Here is a 22,015-nt window from a genome sequence, read left to right on the forward strand (position 1 = left end):
ATAGTCGCATACTTTCCCATACTGGAAGCCGAGAAAGCCTGTACGTCCGGATGAAGATCCCGAAGCTCTCGACCTATCGCGACCTCCTTCCCCGTCTACGCATCAACTTCGTCACCGCTTTGCTGATCTGGTTCGGGGTGTTCTGCGGCTATTATTTTTTCAGCCGCGGTCTCGATCCGGTGCCCGGGCCGCTGGCGGCGAGCCTCGTCAACTGGGATGCCAAGTGGTATCTGGATATTGCGCAGCACGGATACCAATATGTGCCAGACTCGCCGGCCGGGCAAAACATCGTGTTTTTCCCCCTGTATCCCCTGATCCTCGCGCTGCTCGGCAAGATCCTGCCCTTTTTCTCTCTGGCCAATATCGGCATTTGGCTGGCGGCGGGAAGCGGCGTCCTGTCGATCTTCCTCTTCCATCGCTTCGCCCGCGAGAATCTGGAAGAGCCTGCAGCCAATGCCGCCACCTGGTTCTACGCCCTCTCTCCGGCGGCCTTTTTCTTTGCCAGCGATTATCCCACGGGCCTGATGAATGTTCTGGCACTCCTGGCACTGCTTACCTGGCACAGGGAAAGACCGGTTCTGACTGCCTTCTGGCTGGGCCTGGGCAGCGCCAGCGGCCCGCTGATGGTGTTCTTTGCCTTTGCCCTTTGGTCGATATTGGCCTGGCAGCGTTGGCAAGAACGGTCCTGGCGGAGCTTGGGAGGGTCAGTGCTCCTGGGGTTGTTTGCCAGCAGCGGGCTCATAGCCTTCATCGTATATCAGTATGTGACTTTTTCTGCGCCACTCGCCTTCATCCATGGCCACGCTTCATACCTGGGTGAACTATCGCCGCTGCAAAAGCTCACCAACATTGTTCACCTGTACCCCTTCTCTGGCGCCGACTACACACCTCTCTGGCAGGCACTGGCAGGGGAAGTCACCGCCCTCAATCCGGCGCGTTCGGTATATTTTTTGATGAATGTGGTCGTCCTCGCCGGCAATCTGCTTGCACTGCTCTACTTCGTCTGGCGCCGCGTCTGGGCCTGGGCCTGGATTGCGCTGGTGCTGGTGGGCGCCTACCTGTGGTTTCAGGGGGCCTCCCAGGGACCGGTTTCCACATACCGGCTCTTGTATCTGAATTTGCCACTCTTTTTACTCGGTGGCCAGCTCTGGCAATGGCGTCCCCGCTGGGGCTACGTCGCCCTGACCCTCAGTGCCGCTGCGCTCTTTTTGCAGTCTGCTTTTTTCGCTTCTGGTCATTGGGCGTTTTGAGAGGGGATGAGGGCTTCGAATATCCGTCAGACTGACCAAGGCGACAGCCGCGTCCACATCCCGGTTGGCCTGCTCCTGCCATAGCCGCGCTGGCTGAGCTGTTCGTCCACGAAGGACTTCAGCGTTTCCGGGAGCGAGATGTTCATCGTGCTCATGGCCCAGTTCTGGGTTCCTTGGCAAAACTTGGCAAGATTCGAATTCCAATATGGTTTCCTTCATGCGTAAGCCATATATTATTTTTATATGACAATAGACAGGCTGACGAGCACGCAGCAGCCTTACAGTGGCATACAAGCCAAAGCTACCGCGAAATTGACAAATCTTCCGCTCTCGCCTACCTTATAAAAAAAGGCGATGAAGTCCGCCTCGAACCGCCCCTGTGGCTAATGACTTCTACCACATCCCCGCAAAATGGGGTGGTAGATTGTCTTCTGTAGGCAGGGGGAGGTGCACGTTGAAGGATATTTTCTTGCAGGTGGCGCAGGTCCTGACGGTCCTGTTGCTCTCGCCTCTCCTGCACGGGTTCATCGTCAAGATGGAAGAGAAGGTCCAGCGCGGCCAAGGTCCTTCCATCTTCCAACCCTATTGGGATCTCTGGAAGCTTTTCCACAAAACGCAGCTGGTGCCGGAAACGGCAACCTGGGTATTCTTCTGGGCGCCGGTGGTGGCTTTCGTGGCGATGATGATCGTGCCCATGCTCATCCCGGTGCTGACCAATTTTCCTCTGCCCCTTTCCGATATGGGAGACATCCTCGGCGGCGGTCTGATCCTGACCCTGGGGAGCTTTTTCATCTTGCTCGCCGGGCTCGACACCGGCCAGCCCTTTGGCGGTCTGGGATCGAGCCGGGCGGTGATGCTGGGCATCCTGGCGGAGCCGACGCTGATCCTGGTCTTTGTCGGCATCACCTTTCTCGATCATTCGATGCTGCCCTTTGTCGCCAATCACCTGCTGGCACAGAGTCCAGTGGCGTACTGGAGCCCGGCCCACATCTTTCTGGTCCTCGCCTTCATCATCCTGCTGACGGTAGAAACCGACCGTCTACCCATCCATTCCACCATCCCCTATGAAATCTACATGATCGACGAGGCGCGGATACTGGAATACTCCGGGCCGCTACTGGCGCTACTGAAGTGGGCGAGCTGGATGAAGCAGTTCATCCTCTACACCATCTTTCTGAATGTCTTTCTCTTCCCGTGGGGCCTGTCGGTCAGCGGGGACTTTGGCTCGGTATTGCTGGCCCTGCTGGTCATCCTGGCGAAATATGGCGCCGTGGGGCTGTTCATGGTGATGGTGGATACGGTGCAGTCGCGCCTGCGTTTCTATCGCTACCAGGAGCCGCTGGCCCTGTCCTTTCTCTTTGCCGTACTCGCCATTGTGGCGGACCAACTCTAGGAGCCTGCCATGCTGATCTTCCATCTAGGCCCCCTGGCAACGTCGCTGTTCAGTCTGCTCGCCATCCTCGCCCTGGTGCTGTCTTTCGTGATGCTCGGTTCGCACTGGCTGAAAAATCATGTCTATGCCTTTGCCGCCGAGTCCTGGGTAATCGCCGCCATCTCGGCCTCCATCGGCTACTACGGACACTACCCGGAGCTCTATATCATCGCTGCCCTGTCGGCGCTCTTTCGCGGCAGCCTCCTGCCCTATCTGGTCCTGCGCCTGGTGAAACGCCTGCACATCAATCGCGAATTCACCCCCTTACTCAAGCCCTCGTCGAGCATGCTCCTGGGGGCGGCCCTGGTGATTTTTTCCTATGAGGTGGCGCGACAGCTCGGCGTTTCCCTGCATCTCACCGACAACATCGCGGTACTGGCGCTCACCTGCATGTTCAGCCTGAAATTGATCGGCTTTTTGATGATGATTCTGCGCTCCGAGGCCATCAGTCACATTCTCGGCCTGCTGGTCATCGAAAATGGCATTTTTCTCGGCTCGCAGATCATCGTTCCTGGCATGCCGGCACTGCTGGAGCTGGTCATCATTTTCGATCTGGTCACCATCGTCATGGCCTTTGGCATGCTGGTCCGCTTCCTGCAAAGTCACGCCGGGACCACCAGCAGCCGCGGCCTGCAGAAACTGGTGGGCTAAGCATGGTCGACTTCAATGCCCTGATCGCCGCCTTGTGGATCGTGCCATCGCTGGCGATTATTGCCATGCTCGCCATTCGCCGCCCTAGCTGGGGAGAGTTCCTCAATCTGGCCAGCGCCCTGGTGGTATTCGGCCTGACCCTGACAATTCTGGTCGCCGCCCCGAATAATGCCGTAGTCAGCGCCGACCAGTATATCCTCATTACGCCACTGGGGGCTTGGGTGCTCTTCTGCGTCGGCGTCGTCTATCTCCTGGCCTCGATCTATGCCATCGGCTACATGCGCCTGCTACCGGAGGAAAGACCGCGTCTGCACAAATTTTACGCGCTGCAGACGGGTTTCGCCCTGACCATGCTGATCGCGCCATTGATGAACAACCCGGGCATTTTCTGGATCGCCATCGATTTTACTACCATCGTCAGCGCCTTTCTGGTGGGCTTCGAACGCGAGGCGGAGTGCATCGAGGCGGCCTGGAAATATCTGATCGTGGTCTCCGCGGGTCTGGCCCTGGCCCTGCTCGGTATCATCCTCTTTTATTGGGGCGGGACCTTTACCCTCGGACCCACCTATGCCCTCACCTGGGAGAACCTGCGCCTGACGGCTCCAAAGGTGCCAGAAGCGCTGCTGTTTTTCTCGTTTCTGCTCACCCTCGTCGGTTTTGGAACGAAAGTGGGTCTCGCGCCGATGCATACCTGGCTCCCCGATGCCCACAGCGAAGGTCCGGCCCCTGCCTCGGCGATGCTTTCCGGCGCACTGCTCAATATTGCCCTGCTCGGCATTTATCGTTTCCTTTCCATCGTCGACGCCGGGGGGTATAGCCTTATGGGCCACACGGCGCTGCTGGTCCTGGGGGTCATCTCTCTGGCAGTAGCGGGGCTCTTCATCGTGCGCCAGGATGGCGCCAAGCGCATGCTCGCCTATTCCTCCCTGGAGCACATGGGCGTGTTGGCCATGGGCTTTGGCTTTGGCGGACCGATCGCCTTCGCCGGGGCCATGTACCACATGATCAACCACTCACTGACCAAATCCCTCATGTTCTTCGGTGCCGGCAACATGATGCGCGCTTACGAAAGCAAGTCGATGAGCCAGATGCGCCGGGTCCTGCGCTACTATCCCTTTTCCGGTGGGGTCTGGCTGCTGGGGGCGGTGGCGATTACCGGGGCGCCGCCCTTTGGTCTCTTTTTGTCGGAGATCACCATCCTGCGTGGCGGCATACTGAGCGCTAACCCTTGGGCCGTATGGGTAATGGCAGTGTTGCTGATCCTCATCTTTACCGCCTTCCTGAATCACTTTCGGCGCATGATCTGGGGTCCAGAGCCAGAACCCGGCAAGGAACCGACCCTCAAGTTATCGCTGTGGAACATCCTGCCCATGCTGCTTGCCTTCGTGCCCATACTGGTGCTTGGCCTGTGGTGGCCCAATGGCCTCTGGACCTTTTTTCAACATGCCTTTGCGGTGGCGCCATGAGAACGTCTCCCTTCACTCCTCAACTCGAAGTCCACGAGATCACGGCTGACGCCCTCGAAAGCCGTGCGCAGGACTGTCTGCAGCAAGGCATGCGCTTCCTCATGGCCTGGCATGACTGGGAAGAGGACGATGTCTGCGTCTTGCGCTATCTGCTCAGCCGTCCGGGGAACCCCCAGTTTTTGCTCTGGGAGCTGCGTGCCTCACAGCAGATCCCTTCCCTGGCGAAGCTGGTCCCGCTGCTCGGCTGGTACGAGCGAGAGATGCAGGAACTGGGAGGGGTCGAGTTCCTTGATCATCCCGAACCCTATCCCCTCGTGATTCACGAGGGCTACCAGCTCGCCGCAGCACCCCTTGGCCCGCAATACAGCGGTGAAAGCATCACCGGCGCCTACGCATCCCCCACCATGCCCGAGATTGCCAACGATCAGGTGCAGGATCTCTATTGGGGGCCGGTGCGGGCGGATTTCGTGGAGACGGGAGAGTTCCACTTCTCGTATATCGGCGAGGCAATCCTCCATTATCACCCGCGCCTCTTTTACAAGCATCGGGGCCTGGAAAAGCGCTTTCAGGGCATGTCCGCGGAGTCGGCGGTGTTCCTCGCCGAGCGCGTATCCGGCGTGGGGAGCGCCTGCCATGCCTTGACCTACTGCCAAGCGGTCGAGGCAGCCTGGGGCATCGAAGTGCCGTGGCGGGCACAGTTGCTGCGGGTGATCATCGTGGAGCTGGAGCGCCTCTATAATCATCTCCATTTCTTCGGGCTGCTCGCCAAAACCACGACGCTCAAGGTGGGCTCGGCCACCGGTCTGCTACTCGAAGAGCGGGTCAAACAGCTGAACGGCAAGCTCACCGGCTCACGTTTCCTGCGTGGGCTGTTCTGCGTTGGCGGATTGCGCCGCGATCTCGCTGCCGAGCATCTGGACGGCGATCTGGAGACCTTCATTTACGAAGCCGATGCCTACCTGCAAGACCTTCACGATACTGCCACTCACCTCGATCGCCTCATGGGTACGGGGGTGCTGCCCAAGCAAGCCGCCTTCGATCAGGGAGCGACCGGCCCGGTGGCGCGCGCCTCCGGCCTGGATCGGGATCTGCGCCGTGACCATCCCTATGCTGCCTACCACAAACTGCGCTTCAACGTGCCGGTGCGCGAAAAAGGCGATGCCATGGCCCGTGCCGAGGTACGTGCCGAATCGCTGCGCGAGGCGCTGGCGTTGATCGTGCAGGCAGCGGGCCGCCTCAAGCCGGGGCCCGTGCGCGCCGATTTTGCCATCCCCGATGGCGAGCAGGCGGGGCTGGGTTGGGCAGAAAGCCCACGCGGCTCCCTGCTCTATGCCGTGCGTATCCGTGCGGGGAAACTACAACGGGTGAAGATCAAGTCGCCATCATTTTCCAACTGGCGGGTCTTTCCCCTCACCGTACACGACACCAACCTGATGGACTATGCCATCAATGAGGCCAGTTTTGGTTTGACCATTGCTGGTTGCGATCGCTAGGGGGACGAGATGCCATTCTGGACCTGGACAGGAATCAAGAACGGTCGTGCCAACACCCAATGGCCAGCCCGTGGGCCAGACGGTCAGGAGGGAGTGCTGGGGATGCCCCGCTGGCAACCGGAGCGCTGCGTGCCGGACTGTCAGGCCTGCGCCGATGTCTGCCCAACGGCAGCCATTCACCGCGAAGACGACGGCATGGGCATGGATTACGGGCGCTGCATCGTCTGCCAGGCCTGTGTCGAGGCTTGCCCACAGGAGGCGATGCTGCCCTCGGGGGACTGGGCCTTTGCCGTGCGCGACCGCCAGGACCTGCACTGGCAAGCGACGCTAAGCAGCCCTGCCGCCAAGGACTTGCAAAACAAAGTGGTGGGCAGCCTGCGGCGCAGTCTGCACATCAAGCACGTGGATGCCGGCTCCTGCAATGGCTGTGAGTCGGAAATCGGCGCCCTCGACAATCCTTTTTATAACCTGCATCGCCTGGGGATCTTCTTCACCCCCTCGCCCCGCTTTGCCGATCTACTGCTGGTAACCGGACCGGTGACCGCCCCCATGCGTAACCCCCTGCTGGCTACCTGGGAGGCCATGCCGGAGCCTCGCATGGTACTCGCTGTCGGCGCCTGTGCAGTCTCCGGGGCACCTATGGATGCTGGCTATGCCGGCGGGCATGGTCTGGATGGCGTGCTGCCAGTAGATGTCTGGCTGCCCGGCTGCCCGCCCAATCCGGCGGCGCTCATCCATGCCCTGCTTCTGCTCCTGGAGCGGCAGCCGCAGCGGGTAGAAGGAGGCCATTATGCTGACTAGTTTTGCCATCGCCGTCCTACTCCTTCTGTTGACGATTCCCTTGGGGCTGCTGCGTCTGACGGTTCTCGCACGGCTGACGGTGCTGGCCGGCAGCATTGCCATTGTGGTAGGCAGCGCCCTGGCCTTACCCCAGTCCCAGCAAGCGGCAGTGCTCTGGCCCTTGAGCGCGGAGCTGGTGAGCTGGATGCTGCAACCGGCGGCGGCCTGGCTGCTCTTTTTTGGGGCGCTGGCGGCCGTTGCGGCCTTTCTTTCGCCTTGCCGGGCGCGCCGCCCGCACCTCTGGTATGCCGGCGCCGCAGTTGCCTTGCTGGGCAGTCTTGGCGTGGCCGGCCTGCAGGAAGGCATCGCCTTTTTGATCGCCTGGGAATTCCTCAGCTTTGGCGGGGCCATTCTGTTGCTGGCGGATCGCGGCGAGGCCGTGGCACGTTCGGGGCTGGCCAATCTCTACATGCTGGCCTTGCTGGAGATCGGGGCAGTGGCGCTGCTACTCTGCGTGCTGCTGCTTGGCGCCAGCGATACGCAGTTTTCCACCTGGGCCGCAAGCTGGGCGCAGTACCCCAATACTGCCTTTGGCATTGCCGTGCTCTTTATCATTGGTTTTGGCGCGAAACTGGGCCTTCTGCCCTTCTACGAATGGTATCCCGGAGCCTATGGCAGCGGCACCGGCGCTTCCGGAGCCCTGCTTTCCGGCATCGTGCTGAATGTGGCTTTTTTTGCCCTTGGACGGGCCATCCTCGACTGGCTACCCGTCGGCTCGGCCACCAGCACGGGCATCCTGCTCGTCGCCGTCGGTACCGTATCGTCCATCCTCGCTATTCTCTATGCCTTTCAGCAGGATGATTGGCGTCGTCTGCTCTCCTTTTCGACGGCAGAGAATGCCGGCCTGGCAGTGGTGGCGCTGGGTGCTGCCTCGCTCTTTCGCGCCGAGGGCTTTGTCGCACTGAGCACCCTGGCCTGGACCGTGGGCCTGATTCATCTGGGGGGTCATAGCCTCGCCAAGGGCAGCATGATGCTGTCTGCCGATCGTGCTGCCGACGTCAAGGGTGATTATCAGATCGCGCAAAGCCGGATCCTTGCCCTGGCCCCCTGGACTCTGGGCCTCGGGGCGGTACTGGGGGCCATGAGTCTGGCCGCCATGCCCCCCACCGCTGGTTTTGCCGGCGAGTGGTATCTCTTTCAGACCGTCTTTCAGGACTTCCATTTACACAATACCGCCGCACGGATTGCCCTTGCCCTGAGCGGAGCCGGGCTGGCGCTGACCGCCGCCATCGCCCTGGCGACCATGATCAAGGTCTTTGGCGTCGGACTCCTGGGCGGTGGGGAGGCGCGTCGGCGTCCTGGCGGCACCTGGCCCGTCCTCCTGCTGGGTCTTCTCGTCCTGCTCTATGCCGTGGTCCTGCCCTGGAGCCTGCACTGGCTGCGCTTTGCCCACTGGCCAGCTGACCCCCAAGCCGTCCAGGCCATGACCCAAGGGCCAATTCTCATTCCGCTGCACTTCCACTTTGCCTTCATTTCGCCCCCCTTGCTCTTGCTGGTAGGGCTGCTCTTTGCCTTGCTGCCCGTGGGTCTCATCGTTTGGGGCCATTTGCAACAAGGACGGCGACGGGTACCGGTCTGGGCGCACGGCCTGCGTCAGGTGCCGGCACCAAATGCCGTCACGGCGCTTGCCTTCTCCAATGCCCTGCGGGTGTTCTACAGCTTCGTGTATCGGCCTACGAACGATCTGCAGCGGCAACATCACGGGCGGGAATATTTTGTGCGAGAACTACATTTCAATTACAGCGAGGCACCATTTTTTGGGCCGTGGCTCTTTCGTCCCATAGTGCGGCTGACACAGATTTTGGCAGACCGCATCGGACTCGCCCTGCAGAATGGTTCACTGAATGCCTACTTAGCGTATATCGGGCTCTTGCTCATCGTCATATTCGCCAGTGTTTTCTATAGTTGATGGTAAGGAGAAAAAATAGATGTTCGCCACGTTTGGGTTCATAGCGCTTTTCGCCATTCTTGGCGCCTGGGCCCGCTATGGACAGTCGCTACTGGTGCAGACGGTGTTTGGCCGGAGCTTTCCCTGGGCCACTCTCAGCATCAATGTGATGGGATGTTTCATCATGGGATTCCTGTTTTTCGAAACCTTGGAGCGCATTTCCCTGAGCCCAGAATTGCGCACCGGTATGCTCACCGGGGGCCTGGGGGCCTATACCACGTTTTCCACCTTTTCGCTGGAGACTTTGGTACTCTTCGAAAATGGCGAACCAGTGAAGGGATTACTGTATATGTTCTCTTCCCTGTTTTTATGTGTGGCAGCGGCCTTTGCTGGTGCCTGGATTTCGCGCAGCATCTGAGAGGTGAAGCATGACGACGGTATCGGTAGTACGCGTGTATATCAAAGAGGGTGATAAACACGACGGGCACAATCTCATGGAAGAGATTTTTCGCATGCTGCATGACCAATACAAGGTTCATGGGGTGACGGCGTTCCGTGGCATTGCCGGCTTTGGCAGCAAGGGTACGGTCCATGCCGATGACGTGCTGCGACTGAATGTGCATCTCCCCTTGGTTCTGGAATTTTTCGACGAGCCGGAGGCCGTGGATGCGGTCATGCCGCGCCTGCAAGAGCTGGTGCCCGCCAACCACATCCTGCGCTGGGAAGCGGAGTGTGGCTGCCCGTGAACCACCATTACTGTCCGCTCTGCTACGCGGAAATTCCCATCGGCAGCCAGATCTGCCCGGCTTGCGGGCGGGACATCGAGGCGTGGGAGCGCAACACCCCCTATTTTGATCGCTTGGTCTGGGCGCTGCGCAATCCTCACTCCGAGGTGCGCATGGGCGCCATCCTCAGCCTGCAGAATCAGGGCCGGGCAGAGGCCGCCCTCCCCCTCGCCGAGTGTGCCCTGCAGTCCGACGTGGATGTGGTACAGGGTCTGGCGGTGGTAGAGGCCATCGCCCGCTTGCCCAACGGCGCGGAAAAGTTGCAGGCACTTTCACTGCTCGAAAAGCATCCCGCGCACAGTGTGCGGGAAGCGGCCAGGCAGCAACGATTGCTGCTCGGCAAGGAGGATTGATGCGGATTCGTCGGCTCGTACTGGATGTCGACAAGGCTTTTGCCAGACCCAGTCTTCTCGACATTGCCCGCGCCATCGAGCCAGTGGCTGGGGTGGAGGGGTTCAATATCTCGGTCGAAGAAGTCGACCAGGAAACCGTCGGGACCTTGATCAATGTCGAGGGAGACAACATCGATGTCAGCGCACTGCTCGCGGCAATCGAGAAATGCGGGGCTGCCGTGCACGGCATCGAAGAAATCGTTGTTGGAGAGCGGATGGTGGAATACCGCCACCGAGCTGGTAAATGAGAATTGGGCCGGAACAGCTCTTCCCCATTGTGCTCGGCGTGGCCGACGGTACCTGCACGTCTCTCGTACTGGCCAGTCAGAAAATGCTCGCCGGCACCTTCGATCTCTGGCAAGCCCTGCGCATCGGGATCCTCAGCTCAGCTGCGGGGTTTCTTCCCTTGTGGGTGGCAGAGTACGCCAGCCTGCGCAATGAATTGGCACGTATGGCACGGCAGTTGAACCAGCCTTCTGTGCGACCGTTGCTGCGCAGCGATCTGGGCTTGAGCGCCCTGCACAGCGCCTGGTTCACTGCCGGCCTCGCTACCCTCAGTAGCTTTCTTGGTGCCTGCCTACCCCTTGGCGCTGCGGTTTTGTACCCACGACAAATTTACCTGCCGCTCCTGATGGCCAACCTGGTATTGATGCTGGTGGGTATCGGCCTGGGCCGTTGGGTAGAGGGACGCCGCTGGGTCTGGGCCCTGGGTTTGATGGCAATCGGCAATGCCCTGGCATTGCTGGGGCTGAAGGTGGGGATCTCATGAGTCCGGTGCTGAGCCATTTTTTGCTCAACGGTGTGCAGATGGCATTTCTGCTGGCCTTCGCCCCCCTCCTGGAGGGGATCCTGCATCGCCTGGAGGAAATTATTCAGGGCAAACAGGGCCCCAGCATCTGGCAGACCTATCGGGATATCTGGAAACTCTTCGGCAAGGATGAGGTGATTTCAGAAGAGAGCAGCTGGATATTTCGTCTCGCGCCCCTGATCGCTTTTGTTATGCCTCTCTTTGTGGTACTGCTGATTCCCGCAGTGACCGCCTTTCCACTCTTTTTCGCGTTTATGGGAGATATGGTTGCGGTGGGCTTTCTCATGGCCATCGCCGGCTTTTTCTTGGCCCTAGCCGGCATGGACACAGGCAACGTTTATGCCGCCGTCGGTGCCAGCCGCACCCATATGGTCGGTTTCTTAGCAGAACCGGTGTTCATCATGGTCTTCTTCAGCGTCTCCTACGTGGCCAACAGCACCATACCCTACGTTGTCAACGCCACTTGGGCGGCATCCTGGGGCAGTATGCTGCAACCGGCTCATCTGCTCGTCATCCTCGCCTTTTTCCTGCTGATTTTGGCAGACGAGGGCCGCATTCCGGTGGATAGCCCCGCCGGCAAGGTCGAGATCGCCATGATTGGGCACTCAAAAGGACTGGAATATTCCGGCAGCAGTGCGGCTTTGATGAAATGGGGCGGCGCCATGAAGCTCATGGTCCTGGCGCTGATTTTTGTCAATGTGTTGATCACTCCCTGGGGCTTGAGCAGTACCACCCAGCCTCTCGATGTCCTGCTCGCCATTGTGCTCGTCTGTCTCAAGTTGTTGGGTTTTGTTGTCGTCCTTGCCTTGGTCGAGACGAGTCTGGCCAAGTTACGTTTGTTTCGGATCACGGAATTTCTGGCGGTCGCTTTTGTGATCTGCCTTTTTGCCGTGAGCGTGCGCCTCGTGGGGATCGGCTGATGCAAGTGTCTTCTGTTGCCTTCCACCTGGATGGTTCCATTGCCGCTCTCTTTATCGTGCTTGGGCTGGGCTCGATGGTTGCCCGCCAGATGTATGCGTCTCTGCGTTTCTTCATGTGGCAGGCGATTGCACTCACGCTCTCTGCCCTGGTGCTGGCGGCCAGTCTGCAAGCCATCAATCTCCTCTGGGTCGCGATCATCACCTTCGTCACCAAGGTGATCGCCGTTCCTTTGGTACTACGCTGGGCAGCCGGTGCAGAGGTCTACGGCCGCCGCGAGGTGGATCAGGTCATCGGCATCCCGACCACCGTGCTGGCCGCGGCGATGCTCGCCCTGCTCGGCTGGTTTGCGGTAGCGCCGACACTGCCACTGCTGCAGGGCGTCCCCTTTGCTCCGCTGAATCTGCCCACTGGGCTTATCATGGTGCTCTGGGGGGCCTTCACGGTCGCGATTCGCCGCGAGAGTGTAGCGCAACTCATGGGGCTACTCTTGATGGAAAACGGCGCGTTTTTCGGCTCCATTGCCATCGTCCACAACCTGACGGTAATTGCAGAAATCGCTGCGGCAGTGGATGTGCCTATCGTGGCGCTGGTCATTGGCCTTCTCATTCGCAACATTCGTCGCGTTACCGGCAGTACCCGGGTCAGCGAACTGGATCGCCTGCATGAACGCTGATTGGCTTCCCGCGCTAATTCTGCTACTTCCCCTGGCAGGCGCCCTGCTCTCCGTGCCGCGGCAGGATTTTGCCCCTTACGTCAGTCTGGTCGCGGCGCTGGGCACCCTTGCCCTCTCCATCGTCGCCGCCCTCTGGGTGACCGCCAATGGGACCCTGCACGGGGGCCCGATCTTTGCGCTCGACCCCCTGGGGGCACTGTACCTGTTACCTGTGAGCTTCGTGTATTGCACATCTTCACTCTATGCCATCGGCTACCTTTGGGCCCGACGCCAGGAACAGCGAGAAAACGAATCGCCGCCCCGTTATCGTCAGTATTTCCCCTTGATGAATGTCTTTGCCCTGGTCATCCTGGCAGTGCCGCTCCTGGCGAACTTGGCGCTGATGTGGATCGCCATCGAACTAACTACCGTCTTCTCGGCCTTCCTGGTGGCCTATGAAGACCGTGCCGAAGCATTGGAAGCGGCCTGGAAATACGTGGCGCTGACCAGCATGGGGGCCATGATCGCTTTGCTCGGCGTGCTATTGCTATATTATGCCACCCATGCCGCAGGTACCCCCCCAACCTGGGCTGGCCTGCTGGCGGCGGCGCCCAGGATTCCGGGGCCACTTCTGCTTCTTGCCTTCGTCCTTTGGCTGATTGGTTTTGGTGCTAAGGCCGGACTGGTGCCCATGCATACCTGGCTGCCAGATGCCCACAGCCAGGCCCCGGCTTCGGTCTGCGCCGTGCTCTCCGGGGTCGAGACCAGCGCTGCCCTCTACATGATCCTGCGCCTCTTCCCCATCCTGGCCAGCAATCCCCAGATCCACGATCCTGCCGCATGGTACCTGGTACTGGGCCTGATCACCGTTGGGAGTGCCGCTTTTCTGTTATTGCAGGTCCATGACTTCAAGCGCATGTTTGCCTATTCCACGATCGAACACATGGGTATCATTCTGACCGCCTGTGGCCTGGGGGCAGCCGCGCACGAAAGCGGCACGGTCTACCAGCTCTTCGCCCATGGCTTTACCAAATCACTGTGCTTTTTCGCTGCGGGACTCGCGGGCATCGTTTTTGGCACCCAGGAAATTGCCAAGGTACGTGGTCTGATCAGCCGCGCACCATTAGTGGGGTGGGCATTGGTGCTGGGAACCCTGGCGATCGCCGGCGCACCGCCTTTCGCGCTGTTCCTTTCAGAATTTGAAATTTTGCGTTCTGGCTATGGCAGTGGCCAGTATCTCGCGACTGGCCTCCTGACCCTTTTCATCGCCCTTGCCTTCATTGCCCTCACCTATCAGAGTACCCGGATTGCCTTTGGCAAACCCGAAGATACCGTTCGTGGGCCAGCCATCCGCCTACCTCGTAGCAGTCTCCTCGCGTTGATTATTGCCTTTGTTCCGGTGTTCCTCTTTGGCTTCTATCTGCCTCCCCCTCTCACCCACCTGGTGCAGGAAGCAGCCCATATGCTGGAGCTGACGAAATGAGTGAGGCTACCGGCCTGCGGCATTGGCTGCAATCCTACCCGGCTCTCTCGTTGAGCGAGGTTGACGGTTACTGTCTGCGCCTGGTCTGCACCCCGGAGCAGCTCCCTGGCCTGGCTCGCGAGCTGGTAGAACATTGGCAAGCAGAGTTCGCGACCCTGCTCGTCGAGGAACACCCGGACAGGGCCCTATCTTTCACCGTTCGGTACTATTTCTATGCGCCCCGCCAGCATCACCTTCTGGAGTTGCGCATCGCTGTTGCCCCGGGGACGGAACTACCTGCCATCAGTGACGCCGTACATGCTGCCGACTGGCATGAACGGGAAGCCTGGGACCTTTATGGCCTGCGCTTTACCGGACATCCCTTCCTTGGTGATTTCGTATTGCATGATGAGGATTGGCCAGAAGGCGTAGACCCCATGCTGCATCGCTTCTCCGCCAGACAACGACCAGCAGGGGAGGGCTCCGGCGAGCACTGGCAACCGCCGCAGCTACTCGAAGAAGAAGGCGCCATCGTCTTTCCGGTTGGACCCATCTGGGGCGACTACAACGAGTCCGGCCTCTGGTTGCTGGAAACCCCGGGGGAACAGATCCGTTACCTGCATACCCGGCTTTTTTACAAGTATCGGGCCGTGGAAAAGATCGCCGAGGGACAGGCCGTCGATCAGGCATTTCTCCTCAGTGAACGCTTTGCCGGGGCGGCGGCCCTCGCGCACAGCTGGGCATATTGCCAAGCCGTCGAACGCATTGCCGGCTGTACGGCCCCTCGCCGCGCCGAGCAACTACGGATCCTCTTTGCCGAGCTGGAACGGGCCCGCCATCACTGCGCCAATATTGCGGAAATCTGCGGCTCCACCGCCCTGTCCGTGGCCAAGGCAATGGCACAAAATTTGGTAGAGGACTGGCTGCGCCTCAGTGCACAGGTAGCCGGCCATCGCTATCTGTTTGGCCTGTTGTGCCCAGGCGGTCTGCGTCAGGATCTGCACGCGGAGCAGCGGGACCTCTGGATCGCCGCCCTGGCACGCCTGCGTCGCGATCTGTTGGCGCTGCGCGAACACCTGGAAACCAGCTCGAGTTTTCTCGACCGTATCGAGGAAATGGGCACATTGACAGCGGATTTTGCCAAGACCTTTGGCGTGGTGGGGCCCATCGCCCGCGCCTCGGGCCGCGCCCTCGATCTGCGCCGGCATTTACCCTATGGCGCCTATTCTGAATGGGAACCGGAAATTCCGACCGAGGAGCAGGGAGACGGCTATGCGCGACTGCGTATCTTCTTTGCGGAAACCCTGATCAGCATTGGGCTCATGGAGGAAATGCTGACCCAGATCGCCGACGGACCGATCAGAACCGAATGCCCGATCCGTGCTGGTCATGCCCTGGCCTGGGTGGAGGCGCCCTCTGGAGCGACCTTTCACTGGCTCCGCCTGGCAGAAGACGGCAGTGTGTTGCGTCTGCGCCTAGGCACTCCGGGCTTCCGCAACTGGCACGCTTTCGAACGGGCGATCCAAGGGGCCGCCTTCCAAGACTTTCCCATCATCCTGGCCACCTGGGGCCTGTCGGTAGCGGAGAACGATCGCTGATGAGCTTCTGGCCTTGGTATGGACTGCGTGGCGGGCAACAAACCGAATCCTGGGAGGCTTCCGTGCCGGCAGGCGCCAGCCCTGGCCGACCTGTGGCGGCTGCGCGCCAGGATGCCGACCAGTTCTCCATGATCTGTCCCACTCAGGCATTACGGGCGCAGGCAGGGAGGGTGGAAGTGGAGATGGATCACTGCGTGCACTGTCAACGCTGTCGTCAGGGAGCGGATCCCTTACCCTGGCAAGAGGATGCTGCCTGGAGTCATTGGCGGGATACCCATGCGCAACCCTTTCCTGCCCGTTTCCGTCGTTCCCTGCACGTTCTGTACGTCGACGCGGGGGCCTGCGGCGCCTGTGTCAACGAGATCCGTCTGGTCGATGCTCCGGTGTATAACTTGCACCGTTTTGGCATCTTCATCACGGCCACACCGCGGGATGCTGACGTGCTACTGGTTTCTGGCCCCATTACCGACGCCATGCACCGGGCCGTAGTCAAGGCCTATGCCGCCATGCCGGAGCCCAAGCGAGTGCTTGGTATGGGAGTTTGCGCCATCAACGGTGGGGTGTTTGGGAAAAGCTTCGCGAGTCACGGTGGCCTGGAGGGCGTGATCCCAGTCGACCTCTGGATTCCTGGCTGCCCACCGCCGCCGCTCGCCATTATCGAAGGGCTGCGCAGGCTCATGGGCTGGACAAACGGCCCCGCGGAAAGGGAGGTTCGCTGATGCTCTACGTCGCCGCCTATCTTCTGGCTTTTCTCGCTCCCCTCCTCGTCCTCCTGCCTGGTCGTCGCGCGACTGCCCTGCTGGCATGGCTGAGCATGGAAGCAGCCGCCGTGCTGCTCGCCCTTCAGGGAGTTTTGGCCATGGGTAATGGCAAGCTACCCCTGATCCAGCTGCAACTGCCGGTCATCGGCGCCTTTACTTTTGCCCAGACGCCTCTCGCCGGGCTGTTGATACTGATTACCGCTGTAGTATTCGCCATGGCCCTGCCCTTTGTCGCGCACGACGCCAATGCCTATCCGCGCGGACGGCAGGCCCTGTTCTGTGCCGTGGTACTGCTTACCCTACTTGGAATGACAGGATTCTTCCTGGCCGACAGCGTTGCCGCCTTTCTGTTCTGCTGGGAGATCGCGGCCCTCTCCATCTGGGCGATCATCACCTTCGAAACCCGGCAGAGCAAACCCGTGGCCGCAGGACTACTGACCCTCGCTCTATCTGAGATCGGCAGCCTGGCGGGACTAGCGGGGCTGCTGTTGCTCGCCGCAGGCGCGCACAACGACCGCTTTGGTCCGATCATCGCGGCGATTCCGACGCTTCCGCCATCCTTGTTACTCGCATCAGGGCTTCTCGCCTTCTTCGGATTTGGCATGAAGGCGGGGGTGATACCACTCAATGTGTGGCTCCCCGAGGCCCATGGAACCGCGCCACGTTCCACTTCCCCCATCCTTTCCGGCGCAACCCTCAACCTGGGGCTCTATGCCTTTTTGCGCATCGATGCCCCTATCGCCCTGCACATGCCGCATCTCGGCCTCATCATTCTGAGCACTGGTGCACTCACTGCCCTGATCGGCATTCTCTATGCCCTGGTCGAGCGCGACATGAAGCGACTGCTCGCGCAGAGTTCCGTAGAGAATATGGGGATCGCCACCGCCGGTATCGGTGCTGGTCTGACCTTTACAGCGTATGGCTATCCTCTGCTCGGCGGCGCAAGTCTGGTGGCGGGCCTCTATCACATGATCAACCATTCCAGCTTCAAAACGCTGCTCTTTCTTGGCGCGGGGGGGATTGATGCCGCTACGGGCACCCACAATCTCGATGCCCTGGGTGGGTTGATGAAACGCCTTCCCGTGCTGAGCAGTCTCTTCGTCGTGGGGGCCCTTGCCATTGCCGCACTGCCACCCTTCAATGGCTTCGTCAGCGAATGGTTGCTTTTGGAATCGCTGCTTCGGGTGGTGGAAATTCCTGAGGTTCCAGTACGCATTACCTTCGCCCTCTCCGGCGCATTGCTCGCCCTGACCTCCGGTCTCGCCCTCACCTGTTTCATCATGCTGCCGGGAATGGCCCTGCTCGGTCTGCCGCGCTCTGCAGCAGCGCGCACTGCGCGCCCCGCCCCCTTGGCCGTGACGCTACCCATGGCCCTGCTCGCTTTGCTCTGCCTGCTGCTCGGGGTGGGGGCAACGGCAGTCATCCCCGTGCTGGGCCGCATTGCCGAAGGAATTCTGGGCAGTAATCCTACGGCCAGTCTGGTTCCCGATTTCTTCTCCACTTCCAGCAGCATACCGACGGCCGTACGCCATGCCCTGGCACCCTTGGGCACCGAGATTGGCGCCAGCTGGCTGCCGCTGCGCGGACTTGCCGTCATGCACCTTAACAGCAGCGCGCCTGTGGTCTACGCCATGTCTACCCTACTGACCATTCTGGTACTGCTCTTTCTGCTGGGGATCGTCTGGCTGCTGGTGCGTGGCCTACGGCAGCGGAGGGTAACACGGGCTACACTTTGGGATGCCGGTCTGCTGCGGCTGCGTCCGGAGATGACCTACACCGCGAGCACCTTTGCGGCACCTGTTCGGGTGGTTTTTCGCAGTTTCCTGCGGCCATCGGTACAGAGCACCGAGGATCGGCAAGGGGCTTTTTTACTCAACCTGCGGCACAGTGAGGTGATCAACAACATTTCCGAACGCCTGATAATAGGCCCTATTCGCAGTGCTGCCACGGCAATCGCCGCGTTACTGGCCCGGATGCACCATGGTAAGATCAATACCTACGCGGCCTACATCCTCGCCGCGATGGTACTTGCCTTGCTTTTCCTCATCGCGGCGAACTCATGATGCGCGGGCAGCCTCTACCTTATCAAACAGGCAGGGCGCGCAGTCCCGGCGCCAGATTTCTTGATACGAGACTTGACCAAGGAGAAACCAGTGGATCTACGCAAAAACTTTCTTGACCATGTCAAAAACGGCCTCAACGGCCATTCGCTGCCGCTGCGGATCATTTTCTGGGACGATCACAGCTACGATTTTGCCGACGCGCCCATCGTCACCATGCGGCTCAAATCCGCCAAGATCATCACCAACCTGCTCGTGGGGAGCACCCTGGATGTACTTGGCGAGGCCTATGTGCAAGGCGAGCTGGATATTGAAGGACGCTACCAGGACATCCTTGCCGTGGCCGAGGGCCTGAGCAATGCTTTCCCCAAGAAAAAATCGTCGAAAACCGGTCTCATCCGCAAGGCTCTGCACAGCAAGAGCAAAGACAAAGAGGCGATTCACTACCACTACGACGTCTCCAACGACTTCTATCAACTCTGGCTCGACCGCAACATGGTCTACTCCTGCGGCTACTTCAAAACCGGCGAAGAAGACATCGACACCGCCCAGGAGCAAAAGCTCGACCACATCTGTCGCAAGCTACACTTGGAGCCGGGCGAGAGACTCCTCGACATCGGCTGCGGCTGGGGCGGGCTGCTGAGCTGGGCGGCACGCCATTATGGCATACAGGGCGTAGGCGTGACCCTGAGCGAAGAGCAGTATGCCTTGGCCAAGGAGCGGATGGAGCGCGAGGGCCTAGCCGACAAAGTCGAGATCCGCCTGCAAGACTATCGGGACATTCCCGAACGGGAATACTTCGACAAGGTCAGTTCCATCGGCATGTTTGAACATGTGGGGCGCGCCAAACTCCCCGAATATTTCGATGTCATCCAGCGGGTACTGAAGGAAGGCGGCTGGGTCATGAATCACGGCATCACCGCCGCCAGTCAGGATGACGAGGGTGGTCATCACTCCGGTAGTGACTTCATCGACAAATACGTCTTTCCCGATGGCGAAATTCCCCATTTATGGCGGGTGGTACGGGATATGGCCGGAGCCAATCTCGAGGTACTGGACGTCGAAAACCTGCGTCCGCACTACGCTCAGACCCTCATCCACTGGGTACGGCGCCTGGAGGCACACAAGGAAGAAGCCATTGCCATGGTCGGCGAGACCCGTTACCGCATCTGGGCCATCTACATGGCCGGCTGCGCCTACGGCTTCTGGCGCAACTGGTCGGCCCTGCACCAGGTGCTGGCGGTCAAGCAAAGTGGAGAGGAACTGACCCCGCGCCCCTGGGAGCGGCGCTACCAGTATGTCGACAACGACCCCTTCCGTCGGGCTGAGCCAGAGTGGGGAGATCTATGAAGCTCGAAAAGATCCGCTCCATCACCATGGTCCGACATGGGGAGACGGAATGGTCGAAAAGCGGGCAACACACCTCCAGCACGGATATCGATCTCACCGAGGAAGGGCGGGAACAGGCGAAGGCCCTGTGGACCCACTTTGCCGAGGGAGAACACCATTTTGACGGGATCTACACCAGCCCGCTGCGACGGGCGCGGCACACCGCCGTGCTCGCCGGCTTCGCGCCGGAGGCCCACGAGGCCCTGCACGAGTGGCGCTACGGCCGCTACGAGGGCAAAACCACCCCGGAAATCCATCAGGAAAATCCCGACTGGACCATCTTTCGCTGCGGCGCGCCCGAGGGCGAGAGCGGCGAACAGGTGCAGGAGCGCTGCCGGCAACTGCTCCAGGATTGGGCGGATGCAGGACACGAACATGTCCTGTGCTTTGCCCACGGCCACATTCTGCGCGCCCTTGCCTGTTGCTGGCTGGGGCTGGGTCTGGAATTTGGCGACCATTTACATCTGGATGCCGCCAGCATCTCCCGACTAGGCTGGGAGCATACCAGCCCGGCCATCGTCTTGTGGAACCAACGACTAGCCTGAGATAGCGTCAATCCACGAACACAGTTCCGGACACGCTGTACTACACTTATCTTGTGTCAGACAGAAAGGAGGCATTGCCCATGAAATTGGTAGAATCTCCCTCCGATACCTTGCGTATCGAATTTGCCAAGAAAGACCTCAACAAGATCGTCGAGCCGATCATCAAAAATGCCGAGCAGTTTTCCGCTGTCCCGCTGGATATGGCCTATTTGCTTGGTGAGCAGGACTACCGTATCGACGACCATTTCCAGCAACCGAAAGGCGTGTTTGATTGAGGAGGCCCGTATGAAGATCATTCGTGAAGATGCAGAGAGTACGACTCTGGAGATGAGCATGGAAGAAGCGCAGGAAATTGCAGCGCAACTGGACAAGAACGCGAAAATCGTTGGCGCCGCGGGTGCGGAACTACGGAAATTGTTACCCGATCCCGTGCCCAGCGCAGGCGGAACACCTCGTTATGAATACGACGAACCAGAGGACTTGCGGTAAGGATGAGAGAGTTAGCGGATACACAAAGGGAGAAAATATGGGAGCCAAAACCTGGATCCTGGTGGCCAATGCCAGCAGCGCCAAGCTCTACCAGCGGCATACCCCGCTGCAGATGCCGGAATATCTGCGCGCCTGGAGCCACGAGGACAGCCGCAAACACGCTGCGGATCTGATCGCCGACAGCGCCGCTGGTCGCAGTCAGCAAAGCTTTGCCCACGGCGCTCGCCCGGCCATCGAGCCGCAGAACAGCCCCAAGGAAAATGAAAAACAGGATTTCGCCGCCAAGCTGGGCAGCTTCCTCAACGAGGAACGCAAGCAAGGTGCATTCGAGGCACTGATTCTGGTTGCCTCACCCGAATTTCTCGGCCTGCTGCGCGAGGCGCTGGATGGACCCAGCCAGGCGGCCATCCTTTTGAGTGTGCCCAAAGACTACACCCATACCAGCGCCGAGGAGCTGCAGAGGCATTTGGACGAGCATCAGAAAAAATCCTAGGGACGTCGATACGGGCCAAGCTTTTTTAGTAAAAGCAGAGTCGCCGGCGAATATCCCCACCAGGAACAACACAGTCGTGCGCCAGTACCAGTGCGTTCGCACGCACTGCTCGGCGCGCTGCGGCGATCGCTTCAATATTTCTACAGCCTGCGTGCCCATGCCTTTATCGCTCGGCCAGAAAGAGCTTTCTACGCCGTACAAGAGACGAAAAGGAAAGCACACCTAGCGATTATAAATAACCTGAAAATACTCACCATTTGATTAACCAACCTATTACTCGGATATTGGTTGGCGCTCATGCTTGCCTGCCATAAACGTTTACAAAGCGTTGGCATACATTTTTCTCCCTGACAGCAGGAAGGCTTTTTTCCCTACATATCGCCTCCCCTCTTCATTGCCGGAAGCGCCCCAGCGCTGGTACGGGGGTGGTGATTTTCGGCAAGGGCAGGCGATAGGCGGTGATGGGCATGGGATACTGACGCCAATGCTCGCATACACCCGGTTTATCACAAGCTACATTCATGCCCAGGGCATCGGCTGCCGCCCAGGCCTGTAGCCCAGGAAGGATTCGCGCAAGCTGGCCGGGCTCGCGCACAAAGAGCCGAATCCGTGCGTCCTTGGGCAGGGTAGTCTTCCCTTC

General features: G+C 59.9%; 23 protein-coding genes, 1 pseudogene and 1 riboswitch. Of the genes and pseudogenes, 23 read left to right on the top strand and 1 reads right to left on the bottom strand.

The features are described from left to right. Positions 1-50: 50 nt before the first annotated feature. The 23 genes from AC2VNM_RS01790 to AC2VNM_RS01900 all read left to right on the top strand — a co-directional run bounded on the left by AC2VNM_RS01790 (position 51) and on the right by AC2VNM_RS01900 (position 21,375). Entirely contained in the window at positions 51-1,250 is a 1,200-nt protein-coding gene (locus AC2VNM_RS01790; RefSeq protein WP_483164715.1) for a mannosyltransferase family protein, read from the top strand. Between the two features lie 341 nt (positions 1,251-1,591). Continuing rightward, positions 1,592-1,653, top strand: a riboswitch (Fluoride riboswitch). 51 nt (positions 1,654-1,704) lie between these two features. After that, positions 1,705-2,643 carry a respiratory chain complex I subunit 1 family protein gene (locus AC2VNM_RS01795; protein WP_483164714.1) on the top strand — a complete coding sequence of 313 codons (939 nt, stop codon included), beginning with the start codon at positions 1,705-1,707 and terminating at the stop codon, positions 2,641-2,643. A gap of 9 nt (positions 2,644-2,652) precedes the next feature. Beyond that, positions 2,653-3,333, top strand: coding sequence for a hydrogenase (locus tag AC2VNM_RS01800; protein WP_483164713.1), 681 nt, complete (start codon positions 2,653-2,655; stop codon positions 3,331-3,333). Between the two features lie 2 nt (positions 3,334-3,335). Then, positions 3,336-4,799 (top strand): proton-conducting transporter transmembrane domain-containing protein, encoded by a 1,464-nt coding sequence (locus tag AC2VNM_RS01805; protein WP_483164712.1) that lies wholly within the window; start codon positions 3,336-3,338, stop codon positions 4,797-4,799. Beyond that, complete coding sequence (locus AC2VNM_RS01810; protein WP_483164711.1) at positions 4,796-6,292, top strand: hydrogenase large subunit; 1,497 nt, start codon at positions 4,796-4,798, stop codon at positions 6,290-6,292. Before AC2VNM_RS01805 ends, AC2VNM_RS01810 begins: the two co-directional genes overlap by 4 nt. Before the next feature lie 9 nt (positions 6,293-6,301). Continuing rightward, a complete protein-coding gene (locus tag AC2VNM_RS01815; protein WP_483164710.1) occupies positions 6,302-7,093 on the top strand; it encodes an NADH-quinone oxidoreductase subunit B family protein in 792 nt (263 codons plus the stop codon). Continuing rightward, complete coding sequence (locus AC2VNM_RS01820; protein WP_483164709.1) at positions 7,083-9,041, top strand: proton-conducting transporter transmembrane domain-containing protein; 1,959 nt, start codon at positions 7,083-7,085, stop codon at positions 9,039-9,041. Before AC2VNM_RS01815 ends, AC2VNM_RS01820 begins: the two co-directional genes overlap by 11 nt. A gap of 19 nt (positions 9,042-9,060) precedes the next feature. After that, entirely contained in the window at positions 9,061-9,438 is a 378-nt protein-coding gene (gene crcB / locus AC2VNM_RS01825) for a fluoride efflux transporter CrcB (protein WP_483164708.1), read from the top strand. A gap of 10 nt (positions 9,439-9,448) precedes the next feature. Further along, positions 9,449-9,766 carry a DUF190 domain-containing protein gene (locus tag AC2VNM_RS01830; RefSeq protein ID WP_483164707.1) on the top strand — a complete coding sequence of 106 codons (318 nt, stop codon included), beginning with the start codon at positions 9,449-9,451 and terminating at the stop codon, positions 9,764-9,766. Then, positions 9,763-10,158 carry a HEAT repeat domain-containing protein gene (locus AC2VNM_RS01835; RefSeq protein WP_483164706.1) on the top strand — a complete coding sequence of 132 codons (396 nt, stop codon included), beginning with the start codon at positions 9,763-9,765 and terminating at the stop codon, positions 10,156-10,158. The genes AC2VNM_RS01830 and AC2VNM_RS01835 overlap by 4 nt, the downstream gene beginning before the upstream one ends. After that, positions 10,158-10,445, top strand: a complete 288-nt coding sequence (locus AC2VNM_RS01840) for a DUF211 domain-containing protein (RefSeq protein WP_483164705.1) — start codon at positions 10,158-10,160, stop codon at positions 10,443-10,445. Before AC2VNM_RS01835 ends, AC2VNM_RS01840 begins: the two co-directional genes overlap by 1 nt. Continuing rightward, positions 10,442-10,966, top strand: coding sequence for a hypothetical protein (locus AC2VNM_RS01845; protein ID WP_483164704.1), 525 nt, complete (start codon positions 10,442-10,444; stop codon positions 10,964-10,966). The genes AC2VNM_RS01840 and AC2VNM_RS01845 overlap by 4 nt, the downstream gene beginning before the upstream one ends. Continuing rightward, complete coding sequence (locus AC2VNM_RS01850) at positions 10,963-11,925, top strand: respiratory chain complex I subunit 1 family protein (RefSeq protein WP_483164703.1); 963 nt, start codon at positions 10,963-10,965, stop codon at positions 11,923-11,925. The genes AC2VNM_RS01845 and AC2VNM_RS01850 overlap by 4 nt, the downstream gene beginning before the upstream one ends. Continuing rightward, on the top strand, positions 11,925-12,599 hold the full coding sequence (locus AC2VNM_RS01855) for a hypothetical protein (protein ID WP_483164702.1): 675 nt from the start codon (positions 11,925-11,927) through the stop codon (positions 12,597-12,599). The genes AC2VNM_RS01850 and AC2VNM_RS01855 overlap by 1 nt, the downstream gene beginning before the upstream one ends. After that, positions 12,589-14,061, top strand: coding sequence for a proton-conducting transporter transmembrane domain-containing protein (locus AC2VNM_RS01860; protein WP_483164701.1), 1,473 nt, complete (start codon positions 12,589-12,591; stop codon positions 14,059-14,061). The genes AC2VNM_RS01855 and AC2VNM_RS01860 overlap by 11 nt, the downstream gene beginning before the upstream one ends. Next, entirely contained in the window at positions 14,058-15,638 is a 1,581-nt protein-coding gene (locus tag AC2VNM_RS01865) for a hydrogenase large subunit (RefSeq protein ID WP_486912765.1), read from the top strand. The genes AC2VNM_RS01860 and AC2VNM_RS01865 overlap by 4 nt, the downstream gene beginning before the upstream one ends. Beyond that, positions 15,638-16,357: an NADH-quinone oxidoreductase subunit NuoB gene (nuoB, locus tag AC2VNM_RS01870; RefSeq protein WP_483164699.1), complete on the top strand. Its 720-nt coding sequence runs from the start codon at positions 15,638-15,640 to the stop codon at positions 16,355-16,357. The genes AC2VNM_RS01865 and nuoB overlap by 1 nt, the downstream gene beginning before the upstream one ends. After that, complete coding sequence (locus AC2VNM_RS01875; RefSeq protein WP_483164698.1) at positions 16,357-18,462, top strand: proton-conducting transporter transmembrane domain-containing protein; 2,106 nt, start codon at positions 16,357-16,359, stop codon at positions 18,460-18,462. Before nuoB ends, AC2VNM_RS01875 begins: the two co-directional genes overlap by 1 nt. Positions 18,463-18,552: 90 nt before the next feature. After that, positions 18,553-19,809: a class I SAM-dependent methyltransferase gene (locus tag AC2VNM_RS01880; protein WP_483164697.1), complete on the top strand. Its 1,257-nt coding sequence runs from the start codon at positions 18,553-18,555 to the stop codon at positions 19,807-19,809. Next, complete coding sequence (locus AC2VNM_RS01885; protein ID WP_483164696.1) at positions 19,806-20,393, top strand: histidine phosphatase family protein; 588 nt, start codon at positions 19,806-19,808, stop codon at positions 20,391-20,393. Before AC2VNM_RS01880 ends, AC2VNM_RS01885 begins: the two co-directional genes overlap by 4 nt. 80 nt (positions 20,394-20,473) lie before the next feature. After that, on the top strand, positions 20,474-20,668 hold the full coding sequence (locus AC2VNM_RS01890) for a hypothetical protein (protein WP_483164695.1): 195 nt from the start codon (positions 20,474-20,476) through the stop codon (positions 20,666-20,668). Between the two features lie 10 nt (positions 20,669-20,678). Then, positions 20,679-20,882: a hypothetical protein gene (locus AC2VNM_RS01895; RefSeq protein ID WP_215873088.1), complete on the top strand. Its 204-nt coding sequence runs from the start codon at positions 20,679-20,681 to the stop codon at positions 20,880-20,882. A 37-nt stretch (positions 20,883-20,919) separates the two neighbouring features. After that, on the top strand, positions 20,920-21,375 hold the full coding sequence (locus tag AC2VNM_RS01900; protein ID WP_483164694.1) for a host attachment protein: 456 nt from the start codon (positions 20,920-20,922) through the stop codon (positions 21,373-21,375). A 391-nt stretch (positions 21,376-21,766) separates the two neighbouring features. Here the strand turns inward: AC2VNM_RS01900 and AC2VNM_RS01905 are convergent. Next, positions 21,767-22,015 (bottom strand): annotated as a pseudogene (locus AC2VNM_RS01905) (hypothetical protein); the annotation flags it as partial.

It is taken from the genome of Acidithiobacillus sp. TH-A67 (assembly GCF_057473545.1).